We start from the raw sequence: 18,802 nt of genomic DNA on the forward strand, positions 1-18,802 counted from the left end.
TAAGGTGATCACGTTACGATGGCGGTGCCGCCATTGAACGTATCTCATAAATAAAAGCCCTTACTTAAGGGCTTTTATTTTATAAAACGATTGATTGTTGCAAAAACCAGTCAAAAATTCACGTCCTAATAAAATAAACATCAGAAATATGACCGCTTTCTCGAAATAAATCACTCTACCCTTTGAATTATCAACGATGAAGTTCTAGCATTAGCAGCATTGAAATTCTCAGTCCTTTTTCTGGCTAATAGCAACAGAGTTTATCGTATGAACAACCATAAAAGACCTCTATACATTCCTTACGCCGGCCCAATACTTCTTGAGACGCCATTGTTAAATAAAGGCAGCGCATTCTCTGTTGAAGAGCGTATGTTCTTCAATCTAGAAGGTCTTCTTCCTGAAGCTATTGAATCAATCGAAGAGCAAACTGATCGTGCTTATCAGCAATATCAAAAATTCGATAATGATATGGATAAGCATATTTACTTGCGCAATATCCAAGATACTAATGAAACACTTTTTTACCGTCTTGTAGAAAATCACATCACAGAAATGATGCCGATCATCTACACGCCGACGGTTGGCTCTGCATGTGAAGATTTCTCAAATATTTATCGTCGTGGTCGAGGTTTATTTATTTCATACCCGAACCGTGATCGTATTGATGACATGCTTAACAATGCCTCTCGTCAAAATGTAAAAGTAATTGTTGTTACTGATGGTGAGCGTATTTTAGGTCTTGGCGATCAGGGTATTGGCGGTATGGGAATCCCAATAGGTAAACTGTCACTTTACACGGCTTGTGGTGGCATTAGTCCAGCTTACACCTTACCAGTAGTACTTGATGTAGGTACTAATAACCCACAACGTTTATCTGATCCAATGTACATGGGTTGGCGTCATGCTCGTATTACTGGCAAAGAATATGACAACTTTGTAGATGATTTTATTCAAGCAGTTAAACACCGTTGGCCTGAAGCATTAATTCAATTTGAAGATTTTGCTCAAAAAAATGCAATGCCATTACTTGAACGTTACAAAGATAAAGTTTGTTGTTTTAACGATGATATTCAAGGTACAGCAGCTGTCACTGTTGGTTCATTATTAGCTGCATGTAAGGCTGCTGGCAGTAAACTATCAGATCAACGTGTAACCTTCTTAGGTGCAGGTTCTGCTGGTTGCGGTATTGCAGAAGCGATTATTGCACAAATGGTTGCTGATGGTATTACTGATGAGCAAGCTCGTAGCCAAGTGTTTATGGTCGATCGCTGGGGCTTATTAGTTGAAAACATGCCAAACTTGCTTAACTTCCAACAAGCATTGATCCAGAAAAACACTAATATCCAAGATTGGGAACTGCTCGATAGTAACATTTCATTGTTAGATGTGATGCGTAATGCAAAACCAACAGTGTTAATCGGTGTTTCTGGCGTACCTGGATTATTCAGTGAAGAAGTGATCCGTGAAATGTACGCACATTGCCCACGTCCAATCATTTTCCCGCTATCGAACCCAACCAGTCGTGTTGAAGCAACGCCGTTTGACTTGATTCATTGGACTGAAGGTAATGCGTTAGTTGCAACAGGATCACCATTTGATCCCGTCGTTTATGAAGGTAAAACTTACCCAATCGTTCAGTGTAATAATAGTTATATTTTCCCTGGAATTGGTTTAGGTGTCCTCGCTGTTAATGCCCGTCGCGTAACGAACGAAATGTTAATGGAAAGTAGTCGAGCTTTAGCTGAATGTTCACCATTAGGCATTCATGGTAAAGGTCCATTATTACCAGGTCTGGAAGACATTCAAAAAGTGTCACGTAAAATTGCTTTTGCTGTCGCGAAAAAAGCGGTTGAACAACATAAAGCACCTAAAAACTCTGATGAGCGTATTCGCGAAAAAATTGACGCGAACTTCTGGAAGTCAGAGTATCGCCGTTACAAACGTACTTCGTTCTAAACCCAACATCAATTTATCGCTAACATCCGAAGTGTTATTTAACACTTCGGATTTTTTGTTAAAAGCGATTTAAGGCATGAGGTTGCGCACAAAATCCACAAACTCTCTCGATTAGCACTACTGTTTTGGCTTTTTTAGACAAAAATATAATTTATTGAGGTAAGATATTAATAAAGCATTATATTTTGAGTTTGGATAATTATGAAACTGCTCAACATCATTCGCATTACTGCAGTTCTCTTTATCATCTTTGTTGCGACATTGTTGTTACTTGATCGTTGGGTTTCTGCACAAACAGAAAGTCGAATTTACCACGATCCAGCTAAACTACCGTCTTATAACGTAGGATTAGTACTGGGAACCAGTAAATATATCGCTAAAACGCTTAATCCCTACTATACCTACCGTATGTCTGCCGCTGTCGACTTATATAAAAAACACAAAGTGGATGTTTTTTTAGTCAGTGGTGACAATGCACATCGTTCATATAATGAACCTCGTACAATGAAGCGTGACTTATTAAAAGCTGGTGTGGCTAAAGATGAGATTGTGCTTGATTATGCTGGCTTTCGTACTCTTGATTCTATTGTTCGAGCAAAAGAAGTCTTTGATACAAACCATTTTGTTATTATTACTCAGCAGTTCCATTGTGAACGCGCATTATTCATTGCTGATCACTACAACATCAATGCTACCTGCTTAGCAGTTAAAGAACCTCGCCGTGGTATTGCTAGTTTTAAAATTCGAGTACGCGAAGTATTTGCTCGTGTCAAAGCAATGATTGATTTATTTATCCTACATGTACAACCTAAATTCTTAGGCCCTAAAGTACCTATTATAGATCCATTAATAAAAGCGACATTTAAACAAGCCCCATTGCCTACAACTGAAAAGGTCGCTGTTGATATAATCCCCCCTTCTTCAGCAGTAACAACTACGCCATAACCATCAATATCTGCACATTAAAAAAGCCAGCCACATTATAAATGCGTCTGGCTTATCGTTACCTATATTCAGAAAATACTAACTAGGTTTCTTACTATTCACTTGTGCAAGGACTCGATTACGAACAAGTCGCATATGCTCTTGAGCCTCTTTGTGAATTTTTTTAGTTAAACACAACTTTTTTTCTTTCATTGTTCACTAGCCATAATGAAAACCAAATAAGCATCATGTTGCACTTGTTATGTTAGCATAGATCAAAATACTCTGCACTGACTATATTTTACAAAATTATATAGAACTAAAAAGCACTACAACAACAACAATATGCTATAAAAAATAAAATAAGAAATCACAGCAAGATCACAATAACCACAAAAAACAAACAACTATAACCTTATTAATATAACCCCATCACATTAACACCACCGCAACACAACGTATTATCACTTCCGCGAATTAAAGCTAACTATAAAAATAATGTAGCCTCAATATATGGAAGATTCACCTATGACAACCCTTACACTTACGCTCAAACATTGGCTATTAAATAGAAACAGTTTAATCCTTATTGGCAATATCTTAATGATGCTTATTCTCCTCAATACATTACCTTTTGAACGTAATGTTGTTATTGGTTTAAGCATTCTATTTTTCGTTGCCGTTATGTGGTTAACTGAAGCTATTCATGTCAGTATTACCGCTCTACTCGTACCTCTATTTGCAGTTGGATTTGGCGTTTTTGATACATCCAAAGCATTAGCCAGTTTTTCTAATCCAATCATCTTCTTATTTCTAGGAGGATTTGCACTTGCTGCGGCCTTGCATAAACAGCAACTTGACCAAGTTATCGCAGATAAAGTTCTTATTGCGGCAAAAGGCAGAATGTCAGTTGCCGTATTTATGCTATTTGGTGTTACCGCTGGATTATCAATGTGGATCAGCAACACAGCTACGACTGCGATGATGTTACCACTTGTACTTGGTGTTCTAAGTAAAGTGAATACTAAGAGTGGTCACAAAACATATGTGTTTGTCCTTTTAGGCACAGCTTATTGTGCCAGCATTGGTGGTATAGCAACGATTGTCGGTAGCCCACCGAATGCCATTGCAGCTGCTGAAGTTGGTTTAAGCTTTACAGAATGGATGGCATTTGGTGTACCCGTCACAATTATTCTATTACCTCTTACTGTCGCATTACTGTATGTGACATTAAAACCAGATCTAAACCATAAATTTGAGCTAAATCATAATCAAATTCAATGGAGTAACGGTAAGTTAATCACTATGGCAATCTTTTTAGTGACGGTAACTTTGTGGATTTTCAGTAATCCTATTAATGCTTTTTTAGGTGGCTATTCCAAGTTTGATACCTTAGTGGCTTTAAGCGCAATTATAATGCTAGCCGTATCAAGAGTTGTAGAGTGGAAAGACATAAAAAATTCAACAGACTGGGGCGTATTACTACTCTTTGGAGGCGGTATTTGCTTAAGTAATATTCTTAAAGCTACGGGAACTAGCGTCTTTCTTGCTACAGCTCTAAGTGATATGTTACAGCAAGCGGGTCTTTTACTAACGATTCTCTGTGTAGCAATTTTTGTCGTCTTTCTTACTGAGTTTGCAAGTAATACTGCGAGTGCCGCTTTACTTGTCCCTGTTTTTGCAACAGTAGCTGAAGCGCTTGGGGTATCACCCGTTATATTATCAGCCTTGATTGCAATTAGTGCATCTTGTGCATTTATGTTACCTGTTGCTACACCACCAAATGCAATTGTATTTAGTACGGGTTATATAAAACAAAGTGAGATGATGCGAGTCGGATTTTATTTAAATATTGTCTGTATTATCTTTTTAACTGTATTTACATGGTTATTCTGGTAAAAATAAAATACGACCTAATAAAAAAGGTGACGTTAATCGTCACCTTTTTTTATTAACAACTTCAATCTAAATTAAACAATAGTTGCTCACTATTACCCTGAACAAATTCAATAGTGCCATTGATTCTATTATTTAATTCCTTTATTTGTTGTTCTTCAAGAGAGTATGGAAGATAAACAATAAGCTGCTTAATGCCCTCTTGCTTAGCTAAATATAATAATCGAGTTAAATTATGTGTGTCACTAACATTAGTTGATAACACTTTTAATGCTTTTTTTTCTAATTGCTCAGCACAAGATAAAGGATTTTTTTCCGTTGTTTTTACTGCCACTTCAAATGAAGGGATTAGATATTTTAGAACATCTATAAATGACAAACGTTGCTGACATGATTTAGACAGGAAACCTGTATAATCAAAAATAATCGTATTTTCTACAACGTTATCAATTACTGTTTCCATAGCTGTCCTTAGTCAGAAACATAATATTCATTATCATATAATCTATACATCGTTAGTAGGACTAACGTATGTAATTACTATACGTCTATATCAATTTTAATTGAACATATCACAATTAAAATATGCGACTAATATCACGTAAATAACACAGATAGATAAATAAAAATACATGCAAAAACAATTATTTAACAATGAATACACATTCAAGATATTATAAAAAAGCAACTAATATACAAAATCCCTCACTACTAAAAAAATAGCTGATAGCAATAATTTTAATAAATACCACCAGCGGCCATTCGTTTTAAGAAGGCCTTTCTCCAGATGCTAATTTCTCATTAATTTCGCGAATAACGGTTGGTAAATCAGCTATTGTATCAATCATATAATCAGGTTTTGAGTGACTAAAAGCCTTTTGAGCAATATCGCGCGCCTGAGCTAAAGTAGCCAAATCCGCAGCTTGATACTCAGCTAACGTCATTCCAGCCTCATTACCAGACAATAGTAATGCAACTGTCCACACGCCTGCATTTTTACCTTCCATAATGCCAGGAGCCGAATCATCTACTTTGACACATGTTTTTACATCATCGACACCCAATTCAATCATATTTTTTAATACCATATAAGGTGCAGGTCGTCCTCCAACGATTAAATCATCAGTTGCTACAACATAATCGGGATTAAAACCATTATCCTTTAATGCTGGCAGCAAAGCATTTAAGACTGCTCTTGGATAACCCGTACAAGCACCAATTTTAATATTTTGTGATCGTAATTGACTCACCACTTGTTCTGTATACGGTATTAATTCAGCATGATCTCCAACTTTAGCTATTTGTAATGGCATAAAGGTGTCATAAATTGTATCGATATCCGCAACTGTCATAGGACGATTAAACTGCGCCAGCCAGCGTGCTGCAACCTCAGGTAATTCACCAACAGCTTTTATATGATCCCATTTACCTAACCCCATCGGCACTCGTGCTTCAGTGAGTGATATATCAAAGTCAAATCCACGTCGAAAAGCCTCAACAAAAATAGTTGTTGGTGCGAATGAACCAAAATCAACGACAGTACCCGCTAAATCGAAAATGACAGCTTGAACTTGTTTCATTATTATTTCCTTATATATTTAATTAGATAAAAACTTAAGTATCATGAATATTAATTGTCATCACACCAATACATTGATGTTTTAATGACTGCAATTAAACGCTTAATATCATCTGGATATACATCACCGATATTACCAATACGGAAACAATCTGCATTTGAAACCTTGCCGGGATATATCACAAAGCCTTTATTTTTTAGTTCATTATAAAAAAGTTTAAAGTCGTACCTAGGATGTGGTGGAGATAAAAATGATGTGATAATTGGAGAATGTAAATCTTCACTAAGCAAACAACGAAAACCTAAGTTTTGCATTCCGTTAACTAATAAATATTGATTCGTTAAATAACGTTGATGACGAGCATTCACTCCACCTTCTTGCTTTAATTCAATTATCGCTTGATAAAAAGCACGTACTGTATGCGTTGGAGAAGTAAAACGCCATTTCCCCTGATGCTGTTGCATACATTGCCATTGTGCATATAGATCAAGAGCTAATGACCGCGCACGCCCTTCACATAATTCAAGTTGTGATTGTTTGGCGATAACAAATGCAAATCCTGGTACACCTTGAATACATTTATTGGCTGAACTGATCATAAAATCAATCCCTAACTCACCAATATCCAATGGAATACCGCCAAAACTCGACATCGCATCAAGGATCATAATTTTATTACGTGTTTTTACGACATCACAAATAGCGGCAATAGGGTTTAACATTCCAGTTGTCGTTTCACAATGTACCATCGCAACATGGGTAATTGTATTGTCAGCATCTAAGATATCTGCAATTTGAGTGGCTGTTGGATACTCAGTTTCAGCCAGCCTAATAACGTGATGATTAATTTTTAAATATTGGGCAATTTCTCCCATTCGTTCACCATAAGTACCATTGCTTATCACTAATAATTTATCATCATCAGCCATTACTGAACCGATAGTGGCTTCTACTGATGCACTGCCACTACCCTGCATCAATACTGAGGTATAGCCTAGATGTTTAGTTGCTAATTGCACCAGTTCAGCACGAATAACTTCAACAATATCTTGGTTGTAATCATCATCCCATGTACACCAATCTTGAAGCATTGCAGCTCGAACAGTGGCCGTTGTTGTTAATGGCCCGGGGGTTAATAGCAAGTATTGGTTGGTTGTATTTTCCATCATAAATTCCATTTGGACTATACCAGATAACAAAACTATAACGGCATCCTGTTGATCCTGTAAATCCCTCAGAATCAGAGTTAATAAAACATTCACAAACCCTATTAACTCTTTTTATGCTGTCATATAAAGCCAATAAAACCGCATTAAAAGTGCCATTTATTAATAATAGAAATGTCATATCTCCGCTCTAGCATCAGTAGCATTCAAACTGGTACATACCAATACGATTTAACGTCAATATTGTGACATTTCATATCATGGAGATCGTTTAATGAAAAACCGCTGGATACTTGCCCCACTAGCTGCCATTGCCGCACTATCGACACCGCATGCTTTTGCTGCGGAACAACTCACAGTCTATAGTGCTTTTGAAACGGATATGCTAGCTAAATTCAAGCAGGGTTTTGAACAAGCAAACCCAGATATTACAATTAAATGGGTCCGTGATTCGACAGGAATAATGACCGCTAAATTACTCGCAGAAAAAGACGCTCCACGTGCAGATGTTGTATGGGGGTTAGCGGGTTCATCAATGGCATTACTTAAAGATAATGGCATTTTAAAAGCCTATACACCGAAAGGAATTGAGTCGATAAGACCTAACCTTATCGACCCTCAACCCAATAAAGCATGGTTTGGTAATGATGCTTTTTTTATTGCCGTTTGCTATAACGAAGTCGTTGCTAAACAATTAGGGCTAGAAAAGCCAACATCATGGCAAGATTTACTTAAACCGCAATATCAAGGTCATATTGCCATGCCAAACCCAGCCTCATCAGGCACTGGCTATATGCAAGTTTCAGCTTGGCTACAATCAATGGGTGATAAGGCCGGCTGGGCTTATATGACTGAACTTGATAAAAATATCGATCATTATACCCATTCAGGTTCTAAGCCTTGTGTACAAGCGGCTCAAGGTGAAGTTGCTATTGGTATTTCAATGGCTATTCGTGGTGCGACCTTAAAAAATCAAGGAGCTCCAATTGATATTATCATGCCTAAAGAAGGTGTTGGCTGGGAAGCTGAAGCTGTCGGTCTCGTTAATACTCAGTCCGATGCTGCAAAACGGCTAGTTGATTGGTCGGTGTCTGCTGATGCGAATAAACTCTATAATCAATTTTATCCCGTTGTTGGTATCAAATCCGAATCTCACCCAATTGCTAACTATCCCAATGTAGAGCAAGCAATGGCTAATATGGATTTTTCTAAAATGGCCTCCAACCGCACTGCCATTCTTAAATTATGGTTGCAAAAATTTGATAGTAAATCAGAGCCCAAATCATAATTAATAATATATACCAATGAATAACAATACCCATAGCGATCACTTGCTGTGGGTTTTTGCGTTATTTAAAACAAATATACTGATTTACTGCTGTCTTATTAACGTCAAACTTACGTCATTGAAGTGTCACGCTTTACCTCTAGATTTGGTATATACCAATTTTAAAGAGTTAAATAATATGGATACTTACCTTAAGGTTAACAATGTTTGTAAGCATTTTGGTCAATTTACTGCATTAAATAATATCTCATTAGAAATTTATAAAGGAGAATTCATCTGCTTTCTAGGCCCTTCTGGATGCGGTAAAACAACCTTATTGAGGGCTATTGCTGGAATGGATTTAGCGAGTTCTGGTTACATTGAGCAAAATGGTATAGAAACGACTTTTCTCGCACCTGAAAAACGTGATTTTGGGATTGTTTTCCAATCTTACGCTTTATTTCCTAATCTCACCGTAGCTGAAAATATTGGACTCGGATTAAGAAACCAAGGTAAAAATATAAAACAAACCGATGAAGTCGTTCAATATTGGTTAGATCTGATTGGCTTACCTGATTCTGGTATCAAATATCCCAATCAATTATCAGGCGGCCAACAGCAACGTATTGCACTCGCACGTGCTTTAGCTCTATCTCCAGGGTTATTATTATTAGATGAACCATTATCGGCACTAGATGCTAAAGTTCGAACCCATTTACGTGATGAGATCTGTCAGCTTCAGCGTAAATTGGGAATTACCACAATTATGGTCACCCATGATCAAGAAGAAGCTCTGGCGATGGCTGACCGAATCGTGGTCATGAATCATGGTGTCATCGAGCAAATTGGTACTCCCCAACAAATATACCAACAACCAGCCTCTCGTTTCGTAGCTGAATTTGTTGGTAACATGAACTTTATTAGCAGTTCTGTTGTGAGTGATAGTTGTATTCGAATAGGTGAAACACTCTTACCCAAACCATGCAATAGCCTAAAACGTGGTGATAGATTTGAGATGGGTTTACGCCCAGAGGATCTCCACTTCACGGAAAATGGTCATCATTCTGCGTCCTCTTTTCCTGTCCAAATTGAAGATCTTGAATTCCAAGGTACTTATGTGCGCGCCAATTGTAAAATACGAGGAATCCATAACCACAATAACATCAAAGTTGATGTTCCTATTCGAGAATTACGCCGTTTAGCGTTAGAGGAAGGTCATTACCTCAACGTAAATCTTAATCATAAGCACACTCATATTTTTAGTGCTCAATGCTGATCGTTGGCAATAGGAATTATCATCATGGCTTCAATATTACCCACTCATGCCACCGCGGTATTACCTCAAAAAACACTGACAACTAAATTAACCCTTTTCCGTCATAGTTTAAGTCGCGATAACCTTATTCTAGCGACAATTTTAATTTTATTAACTATTGGCATGAGTGTATTTATTCTTGCGCCACTTTTTACCATGCTACTTAAAAGCCTCCAAAGTAACAGTGGGCAATTTATCGGTCTGAGCAATTTTAGAGACTACTTTTCGTCATCAGCAATGTGGCAGTCATTACGTAATACCCTCTTTATTGGTATTATGGTTACGAGTTTAGTCAGCGTGTTAGCATTTGGCTTTGCTTATGCATTAACTCGAAGTGGTATGCCATTTAAGAGTCTATTCAATGTATTGGGATCGGCACCTATTTTAGCACCATCATTATTACCTGGTATTAGTCTTATTTACTTGTTAGGTAATCAAGGTATAGCAAAAGATATCTTAATGGGACATTCAGTATACGGCCCTATAGGTATCACCATTGGTTTAACTTTTTGGTGTTTCCCACATGCTTTAATGATAATAAAAACCTCATTACGTACTTCTGACGCCCGCCTTTATGAAGCAGCACAGGCTCTCAATACTTCACCAATAAAAACCTTTTTTATTATCACTCTCCCTGGCGCTAAATATGGCCTAATTAGTGCTATTATTGTTGTTTTCACATTGGTTGTATGTGATTTCTGTGTACCTAAAGTCATTGGCGGCAGCTATAATATTTTAGCCACCGATATTTTTAAGCAAGTCGTTGGACAACAGAACTTTTCAATGGGTGCGGTAACAAGCGTAATACTGTTAATCCCTGCTTTATTTGCTTTTGGCGCTGACCGTTGGGTACAAAAAAAACAAAAAGGATTATTCGATTCCCGATCAGTAGCCTATATACCTCAAAAAAATATCATTCGAGACACACTCTGCTTATTATTTTGTACCGTTATCAGTATTGCAATTATCACTATCATTGGTATGGCAATCTACGGATCTTTCGTCACATTTTGGCCTTGGAATTTAACGATCAGTCTGCATAATTATAATTTTTCACAATTTAGCACTGATGGCTGGCAACCTTATTTTAACTCACTAAAGTTAGGCACATTAGTCGCGATTATTGGCACTGTAACTGTCTTTATCGGCGCGTACTGTATTGAAAAAGGCCGTTGTCTTGGGCCACTACGTAACCTATTGCAAATGTTAGCAATTGTACCTATGGCTGTACCTGGCATGGTATTAGGCTTAGGTTATATTTTCTTTTTTAATACTGGTGATAATCCATTATCAATGCTTTACGGCACTTTAACTATTTTAGTGATTAACACTGTAGTTCACTACTATACGGTAGGACATATGACAGCGGTTACCGCTCTTAAACAACTCCCCGCAGAAGTCGAGGCTATTTCCGCATCAATTAACCTACCGCAATATAAAACATTTTTTAAGGTCACCGTACCTGTATGTGCCCCTGCGATTTTAGAAATCATGGTGTATCTGTTTATTAATGCGATGACAACAACTTCTGCTATCGTTTTCCTATACGGTGCCGATACGATGCCTGCTTCTGTTTCTGTGCTTAATATGGATGATGCAGGACAAACAGGTCCTGCAGCAGCAATGGCTGTCATGATTTTACTCACTGCCGCCTTGGTAAAACTTGGGCATATTGGAATTGGGTATTGGTTGGAAACTCATACTCAAGCATGGCGTAAACGTTAATCTTAATTAAAAACAACAACTAAAAAGCCACTACTGGGTATAATTATTAGCCATGATAATCTATGGTTATGATAACTGAGGTTATTGTAACTTAAGTTATCATGGCTTATTTTTTCATTCGCTCATATGAGTACTTATATAAAGAGAATACTGGTGCAATATTTAAAAATTAAGGATGCCATCAACCAACAAATAAACACCGGCATACTACAAATCGGCCATAAACTTCCCGCAGAAAGAAAACTTGCAGAGTCATTTAATACCACCCGAATTACCTTAAGAGAGGCATTAGCATTATTAGAATCAGAGGGTAAGATTTACCGAGAGGATCGCCGCGGTTGGTTTGTATCACCACCAGCACTTATCTATGATCCTAATTACACCACTGAATTTGCAGCAATGGCAATTGCTCAAGATAGAAAACCGCATTCAACGTTATTATCTGCACAATTAATTCATGCAAATCAGTATATTGCTACATTACTCAATATTACAACTAACGACAGCGTTTATCGTATTGAACGATTACGCTCTCTCGATAACCGCCCAGTGGTGGTAGTCACCAATTATATTCTACCTGAATTTTTCCCTGGCTTACTTAAGCACGATATTACCCATTCATTAACAGTAACCTACCGTGAGCACTATCAGCGGATCTACACTAAAACCCGCTTTCGCATCAGTACAACCTCACTTAACGGTAATACTGCAAATGCATTACGTGCAACGGCTGGAAGTCCAGCAATGTTTGTTGAACGGCTTAATTATGATCAATATGATAATTTAATCGATTGTGACTTAGAATATTGGCGTCATGATGCTATTCGTATTGAGTCCCTTGCGACTTTATCATCGGCATGCTTACATAAAACAACGCAAAAAAAATGAGCTAACATGTTAGCTCATCTAAATTCTGACTAACAAAGCTAACAAATTAACTTTTATCCGCCTTCCCTGCTGCATTCGCAAATTTAGCCAATTGCTTATCAATCCAAAATGGCTGTTGCTCATTATCTTCAGCAGTTTCTTTACGTCGAATCGCATTACGCACTAGCATTGCCCCTATCCAACGTATCGGCTCAGGTGGGAAATAACCTTTCGGGCCAGAAACAAGTCCGCATTGACTCCATTGATTTTGCTGCTCTAACACTAATGATGCCAGAATTTGCCCGCCAATCCATGTTTGAGCAACACCATTACCAGAGTAACCTAGCCCATAAACGATATCTTTATGATTATTTAAATGACCAAAAAAAGGCAATCCCGTTGTCGAACGATCAGATGCCCCTGTCCATGTTGCAGCAAAAGGTTGTTGCTGTAATGAGGGGAAAATACGATTAAATGATTGACGTAACAACGACGTGTAACGGCTAGGCTGATCAAAAACAGCTGAAATTTTATTTGCAAAAGCAAAATAATTTCCGCCTTTACCTAACATCAATCGACCATCAGGCGTACTACGGTAATAATGCACAAAAATGCGTGAATCAATAACTGTTTTACCGTCTTTTAAACCTGTTTCAAATAGTTTTTGTGGGATCTGCTCAGTGATCGCCATATCAGAAGACACTAATACCACGCTGCGCTTAAACTGCGGAAACTTCTCGAGCATCCACGCATTTAATGCTAATACGACTTTATTCGCAAAAATATCAGCGTTAGGGGTCGTAATTGTCACTGGTGAATCAGTGCTAATCGCTTCCATTGGCGTATTTTCATAAATCTTTACGCCTAACTGCTCTGCTACACGTTTTAAACCACGAGCAAGCAACGCAGGTTGTACACTCGCGGCTGCAGGAGAAAAGAATCCCTCACGATGTAATACTGATCCCGCTGCCTGCTGAACATGCTCGTGCTGCCATTGTTGCCAACTATTTATTTGATGCTTATCAAGTTGTGCCATAACAGCATCCATACCACCTTGTTGTGCGCTGTTAGTCGCAGTATATAAAGTACCATTTAAACGTAATTGGGCATCAATATTATACTCACGACAAAAATCATCTATTGCATACACTGCCTCCTCTGATGCTTTCACTAGCCGAACCGCTTCTTGTTCACCATAGAGCTTTTTCATTGAAGTATATTTTGTAGACCATGTCAGCATACAGCCGCCATTACGTCCAGATGCGCCACTCCCACAAAGTCCTTTATCAATGACGACAATATCTAGCTCAGGCTGTTGCTGCTTTAATAATATTGCAGTCCATAACCCCGTATAGCCACCACCAACAATGCAAATATCTGTTTGGATATCATTCTCAAGTGGTATGGGATAACTGTTTGGTTCTTGTGCTAATGCTTCACTAAACCAGTACGGTGTAACTGTTTTTTGTTGATTTGAAGAGTCCATTAATAGCCCTTTATTGATATAGACCAAAACAGCATTTATCGTATCGTGCTCATATTAAGAATTAGTGACCGTACTTGCAGTGCAACATAAACTTCATTTTTGAGCATATTGTCAGCGAACTAAGCTGCCGATTCCACACAACTAAATAATTAAACGATATTTTATTCATCAAATTCACACGCAATTGCACCAAATTAAAGCAATTTTAGATATTGTGCCAAATTAACCTCAAAAACGACTGGTAACTTACCGCGTACAAGTCTAAAATTGCCCCGTTTGGGGAGTAGTCACATTTGTTCGCCTGTCGTCATCTCGAAGCCATAAGCTTCCGGCAGCCGTGAATGGATTTGCTTGCAGTACCGATGTCAGCCATAGACATCGCTGCTAGCACCATTTTGACGAGACCAATGCCATTATCGTTTACATAAAAATGTAATCGAACCTATGCAATATAATTGCGTGGGTTTTTTTTAATGCGCGGAAGGTTTTGTTTAGGCTCGCCTATGGCATACCTTTCGTATTTTATTCTGCGTAATAACATATTGTTATGAAATTTGTTTTTGTTTAACTCTATTATTTTATAAATTCAAATAAACAACAAAACTAATAGCAATAAATTATCATGCCAGAAATTTATATAAAGAGAGAACTCTATGAGTATTTTTAGTTATGAAGGGTTTGCTGTATTAACAATATTAATGCTTGCGCTCGATTTGTACCAAACACGTGGTGGTAAAATATCGATTAAAACAGCTGCACTTTGGAGTGTTTTTTGGGTATTTTTAGCCTTCATTTTTATGGGCTTTATTTACCTATATTGGCCACAAATGGCACCAGAGAGCACATATACAAATAAACAAGCAGCAACATCATTTATTACTGGCTACTTATTAGAAAAATCTCTAAGTGTTGATAACTTATTCGTCTTTGCGCTAATTTTTGGTCAATTTGCGGTACCAGAACGTTTACGTCCTCGTATTCTAATGCTTGGTATTGTTGGTGCTCTTATCTTACGTGCAGGCATGATTGGCGTTGGCGCTAAGCTATTAGCAGATTACCACTGGATCCTTTATATCTTTGCTGTTTTCTTACTTTACACTGGCTTTAAGCTTTGGCGTGAAGGTGAGGAAGAACAAGAAGATTTCTCGAATTCAGCCCCTGTTCGTCTCGTAAAGCGCTTTTTTAGAGTTGCTGACGATTACCATGATCATAAAATGTTCATCAAAGACGATAAAGGCTGGCTTGCAACACCATTATTAGTGGTAGTCGCGGTTATTGCACTTACCGATGTGATGTTTGCACTAGATTCGATTCCTGCTATTTTTGCTGTTACGCAAGAAGCATTCCTCGTCTTTACTGCTAACGTGTTTGCCCTACTTGGCTTACGTTCATTGTATTTCGTATTAGAAGGTATGCTAACCCGTTTCTGTTACTTACGTGTTGCTTTAGCCTTCATTTTAAGTTTCATCGGTATCAAAATGTTACTTGTCGGTTCGCCATATGCGATTCCAACACTTATTTCACTTTGCGTGATCATTCTTTCCATCACGATAGCTATCAGCGCATCGCTATGGAAAACACGTAAACTTGAAACAACCGAACAATAATCACCACGATTAACGGATTAAACAAAAAATGCCACTGCTAACTGCAGTGGCATTTTTATTTGCGATTCAATACGATTTAACTATGCAAAATGTTGAGTAATTACATCTAATAGTTGCTGAGGTTTAGTCACAATATACATTGGCGTAATTTGTGAAAGCTTATCGTGATCACTTACTTTGCCTGTATCAACCCATACGCTAGCAATACCAGCATTATTTGCCCCAGCAATATCTGCCGTTAATGAGTCCCCCATATGTAACGCTTCATTTGGCTGACAACCCACTAAATCTAATGCTTTTTGGAAAATACTTAACGCCGGTTTTTCTGCAGGCTCTTCCCCGCCAACAATAATATAATCGACATGCTCATCCATCGCTGTCGCGGCAAGTTTAGGATGCTGCGAAAAGATAGGGCCATTAGTAATCACCACCAACTTATAATGTTGACGCAAAGAAGCTAGCATCGCTTTTACTTCAGGAAAGAAATCAAACCCTGCCATTCGACCATCGTCAAATGAAGCTTGAATAACGACAGCTTGCTCAAAGGTAATTGTTAATTGTTGTTGAGCAAATAAGGTCTGTACTAACGTTTGCCTAAACAACAGTTCATTATCTAATAACGCCACTAATTGTGGAAACTCATCGTTAAGCTGTTTATAAACACCAGCAATATAACGTTGACAAAAAACATCTGCATTCAAGGTTGGAAATTGTGATTGGACATAATGTTTTAAAGTAGCTAATGCCTGTTTATCTGCAATTGATGTCGCGCATAATGTTTCATCCATATCTAAAAAAATAGCTTTTAACATTACTTCCTCGTTGTGCCGCACACGACACCCTGACAATATTGATTTCAAAATAATCGCTAAATTCTACCTGAGTAAATACATTTAGCACATAAAAAAGCCAACACCTAAGTGCTGGCTTTAATATATATTACATAATTAGCAATAAGTTAGCGTTTAACAAAATCTTTCATAGTAATGAACTTTGTTTTGATAGGCGTTGCTCGTGGTGAGTCATAACCATAAATATCATTACGCATTTGTAGATGACCATTCTGATCAACCCATGCGGTTAAGTAAACAAAATCAACATCAATACGTTTTGAAAGACTTACAACCTTATGCTGCTTTGTATCCAACATTGTTTTAAAAGGCGCAATATTACTACGCTCTTGATAATCGATAACATAATTTGCCAAATCATCTGCACGTTCAACTCGTACACAACCAGAACTCAAGTCACGTTTATTACGGTTAAACAAACCATGTGATGGCGTATCATGCAAGAAGATAGCGTAATCATTTGGCATCAAGAATTTTACATTACCCAATGAGTTATGAGGACCTGGGCCTTGTTGGAATTCATGTGGGAATGTTTTTGGATTTACTGTTGCCCAATCAATACTACTTGGTGGAACAACAGTACGATCACTCCAGCTATTTAAAATCTGCATATTATGCTCTTTCAAATAATCACGAGAAATCTTAACTTTTGGAATAACATCATGCTGTTTAATAGTAATAGGCACATTCCAATATGGATTTACTACCATGGTCGTTATTGCTGATGAGAATAAATTCGTTGGACGCGTATCACGTCCTACAATCACTTTTGATTCAAATACTTTTTTACCATTATCGTACAGTTCTAACTTATAGTTAGGAATATTTACCCAAATATGAGCGCGCTTATCGTTATGACGATTTAATGCTGAAACACGCAAAGTATTTAACGCTAATAACCGCGCAATATCACTGTATGGCACCACCAATTGTTTAATTGTAGCTGGGCCTACAATACCATCAGGTGTTAAGCCATGACGTTGCTGGAATAATTTAAGACTCGCTAACAATGCCCCTGAATTAGCCACTGTTGGTTGCACCGATAACGTATCATGATCAGCTTGGCTTAAATCACCTAAATGATAAAGAACCTGTACCACTTCATGTCCATTAGGTAACACATCTCCAGGACGATAGACGGCAGATTTAAAACTTGCACTGGTTAAATGATGAGGTGCCAATTGTTGGTACTTCTCAATCATTTCCATGGTTGATTCAAATGGAATATAGGTAGGACGATATGTTTTAAGCTTCGCCATTGTCATTGGGTAAGCATCCTCACCGCCGCCATATTGAACCATTACTTGGCTCATATTTACAGGCTGAGATAAGAACAATACATCGCGGTGATGAGCAATATAGTTTAGGAATGCACGATAAACATAATAGGTATCAGTAGCTAAAAGATCATAACCTTGTTGATTACCCTCTTTTTCTAATCGGTGCATTTCAGTAAGACGCTGACGAATACCAGATAACATATTAGTATCTGCGAGTGCTTTTAGCTGCAATTCAAATTCATTACGTAACGCTGCGTTTTGCCAAAGTGGGTAGAATTTATTTTGCGCATAAGCTTGTTCTATTTGTGTTGTAAAGCACACATTACTAGTCGTGTTACCACACAACATCTTTGTACTCACTAAATGTTGATTATTCAATGAAGACCAATCAACACTACCTGTTGTTAATGGCGCTTTTCGCACACCAACAGGCATTTTAGGTAGTACAGTACTTGAGCCAACAACCTGCACATTATTCGGTGCAACGGCAGCAACATTTTGTGGAACAGCAGGGCTCACTTCAGCAGCAAAAACACTACCTGGAACCATCAGCGACAAAACTAAAAGTTTGCTAACACGCTTAGCAACAATACGTTGAGGATTTAACATCGTCAAAGCGATCCTTACCTATGTAATAGAATGAAATACACCATACCTAGCATTACAGCTTATCTTACTTGATATGCAATGACGGCAATCCATAGTTTATAAAAAACTAACTCACTATATTTAGACAAATTTTGGCAAATGATACAATTCAAAAAATGGAACTTTAAAAATTAATTATGCCCTATCATGATTTTTTATCTTTAAAAATTAGAAATAACAAGCACAACAACTTGATTTCATAGAATTTTAATTCGTTAAATTTAATATAGCACT

14 protein-coding genes are annotated in these 18,802 nt (G+C 37.6%); 8 read left to right on the plus strand and 6 right to left on the minus strand.

Going from position 1 to position 18,802, the window contains the following annotated elements; all coding sequences use genetic code 11:
• Positions 1 to 267 precede the first annotated feature (267 nt).
• The 3 genes from PPBDW_RS08485 to PPBDW_RS08495 all read left to right on the plus strand — a co-directional run bounded on the left by PPBDW_RS08485 (position 268) and on the right by PPBDW_RS08495 (position 4,779).
• Positions 268 to 1,956 carry an NAD-dependent malic enzyme gene (locus tag PPBDW_RS08485; RefSeq protein WP_036794789.1) on the plus strand — a complete coding sequence of 563 codons (1,689 nt, stop codon included), beginning with the start codon at positions 268 to 270 and terminating at the stop codon, positions 1,954 to 1,956.
• Between the two features lie 201 nt (positions 1,957 to 2,157).
• Positions 2,158 to 2,901, plus strand: a complete 744-nt coding sequence (locus PPBDW_RS08490) for a SanA/YdcF family protein (protein WP_036794790.1) — start codon at positions 2,158 to 2,160, stop codon at positions 2,899 to 2,901.
• 507 nt (positions 2,902 to 3,408) lie between these two features.
• Positions 3,409 to 4,779, plus strand: a complete 1,371-nt coding sequence (locus PPBDW_RS08495; RefSeq protein ID WP_036794793.1) for an SLC13 family permease — start codon at positions 3,409 to 3,411, stop codon at positions 4,777 to 4,779.
• Between the two features lie 61 nt (positions 4,780 to 4,840).
• Here PPBDW_RS08495 and PPBDW_RS08500 read toward each other — a convergent pair whose 3' ends face one another.
• The 3 genes from PPBDW_RS08500 to phnW all read right to left on the minus strand — a co-directional run bounded on the left by PPBDW_RS08500 (position 4,841) and on the right by phnW (position 7,522).
• On the minus strand, positions 4,841 to 5,239 hold the full coding sequence (locus tag PPBDW_RS08500) for a hypothetical protein (RefSeq protein WP_036794796.1): 399 nt from the start codon (positions 5,237 to 5,239) through the stop codon (positions 4,841 to 4,843).
• Between the two features lie 304 nt (positions 5,240 to 5,543).
• Entirely contained in the window at positions 5,544 to 6,356 is an 813-nt protein-coding gene (gene phnX / locus PPBDW_RS08505; protein ID WP_036794798.1) for a phosphonoacetaldehyde hydrolase, read from the minus strand.
• Between the two features lie 50 nt (positions 6,357 to 6,406).
• Positions 6,407 to 7,522: a 2-aminoethylphosphonate--pyruvate transaminase gene (gene phnW, locus PPBDW_RS08510; protein ID WP_412457827.1), complete on the minus strand. Its 1,116-nt coding sequence runs from the start codon at positions 7,520 to 7,522 to the stop codon at positions 6,407 to 6,409.
• A gap of 274 nt (positions 7,523 to 7,796) precedes the next feature.
• Between phnW and PPBDW_RS08515 the strand changes: the two genes are divergently transcribed.
• The 4 genes from PPBDW_RS08515 to phnR all read left to right on the plus strand — a co-directional run bounded on the left by PPBDW_RS08515 (position 7,797) and on the right by phnR (position 12,717).
• Positions 7,797 to 8,810: a putative 2-aminoethylphosphonate ABC transporter substrate-binding protein gene (locus tag PPBDW_RS08515; RefSeq protein WP_036794802.1), complete on the plus strand. Its 1,014-nt coding sequence runs from the start codon at positions 7,797 to 7,799 to the stop codon at positions 8,808 to 8,810.
• Positions 8,811 to 8,988: 178 nt separating this feature from the next.
• Positions 8,989 to 10,065, plus strand: coding sequence for a putative 2-aminoethylphosphonate ABC transporter ATP-binding protein (locus PPBDW_RS08520; protein WP_036794804.1), 1,077 nt, complete (start codon positions 8,989 to 8,991; stop codon positions 10,063 to 10,065).
• A 24-nt stretch (positions 10,066 to 10,089) separates the two neighbouring features.
• On the plus strand, positions 10,090 to 11,829 hold the full coding sequence (locus tag PPBDW_RS08525) for a putative 2-aminoethylphosphonate ABC transporter permease subunit (protein WP_054262032.1): 1,740 nt from the start codon (positions 10,090 to 10,092) through the stop codon (positions 11,827 to 11,829).
• A gap of 153 nt (positions 11,830 to 11,982) precedes the next feature.
• On the plus strand, positions 11,983 to 12,717 hold the full coding sequence (gene phnR / locus PPBDW_RS08530) for a phosphonate utilization transcriptional regulator PhnR (RefSeq protein ID WP_036794805.1): 735 nt from the start codon (positions 11,983 to 11,985) through the stop codon (positions 12,715 to 12,717).
• A gap of 46 nt (positions 12,718 to 12,763) precedes the next feature.
• Here the strand turns inward: phnR and PPBDW_RS08535 are convergent, their stop codons facing one another.
• Entirely contained in the window at positions 12,764 to 14,182 is a 1,419-nt protein-coding gene (locus PPBDW_RS08535) for an FAD-dependent oxidoreductase (protein ID WP_036794806.1), read from the minus strand.
• 653 nt (positions 14,183 to 14,835) lie between these two features.
• On the opposite strand from PPBDW_RS08535, the gene PPBDW_RS08540 reads away from it, so the two are divergent.
• Positions 14,836 to 15,789, plus strand: a complete 954-nt coding sequence (locus PPBDW_RS08540; protein WP_036794807.1) for a TerC family protein — start codon at positions 14,836 to 14,838, stop codon at positions 15,787 to 15,789.
• An 80-nt stretch (positions 15,790 to 15,869) separates the two neighbouring features.
• Here PPBDW_RS08540 and PPBDW_RS08545 read toward each other — a convergent pair whose 3' ends face one another.
• On the minus strand, positions 15,870 to 16,601 hold the full coding sequence (locus tag PPBDW_RS08545; protein ID WP_036794808.1) for an HAD family hydrolase: 732 nt from the start codon (positions 16,599 to 16,601) through the stop codon (positions 15,870 to 15,872).
• 146 nt (positions 16,602 to 16,747) lie between these two features.
• Positions 16,748 to 18,529, minus strand: coding sequence for a L,D-transpeptidase family protein (locus PPBDW_RS08550; RefSeq protein ID WP_036794810.1), 1,782 nt, complete (start codon positions 18,527 to 18,529; stop codon positions 16,748 to 16,750).
• Positions 18,530 to 18,802: the final 273 nt, after the last annotated feature.

The sequence above is a fragment of the Photobacterium kishitanii genome (assembly GCF_000613045.3).
GTDB lineage: Bacteria > Pseudomonadota > Gammaproteobacteria > Enterobacterales > Vibrionaceae > Photobacterium > Photobacterium kishitanii.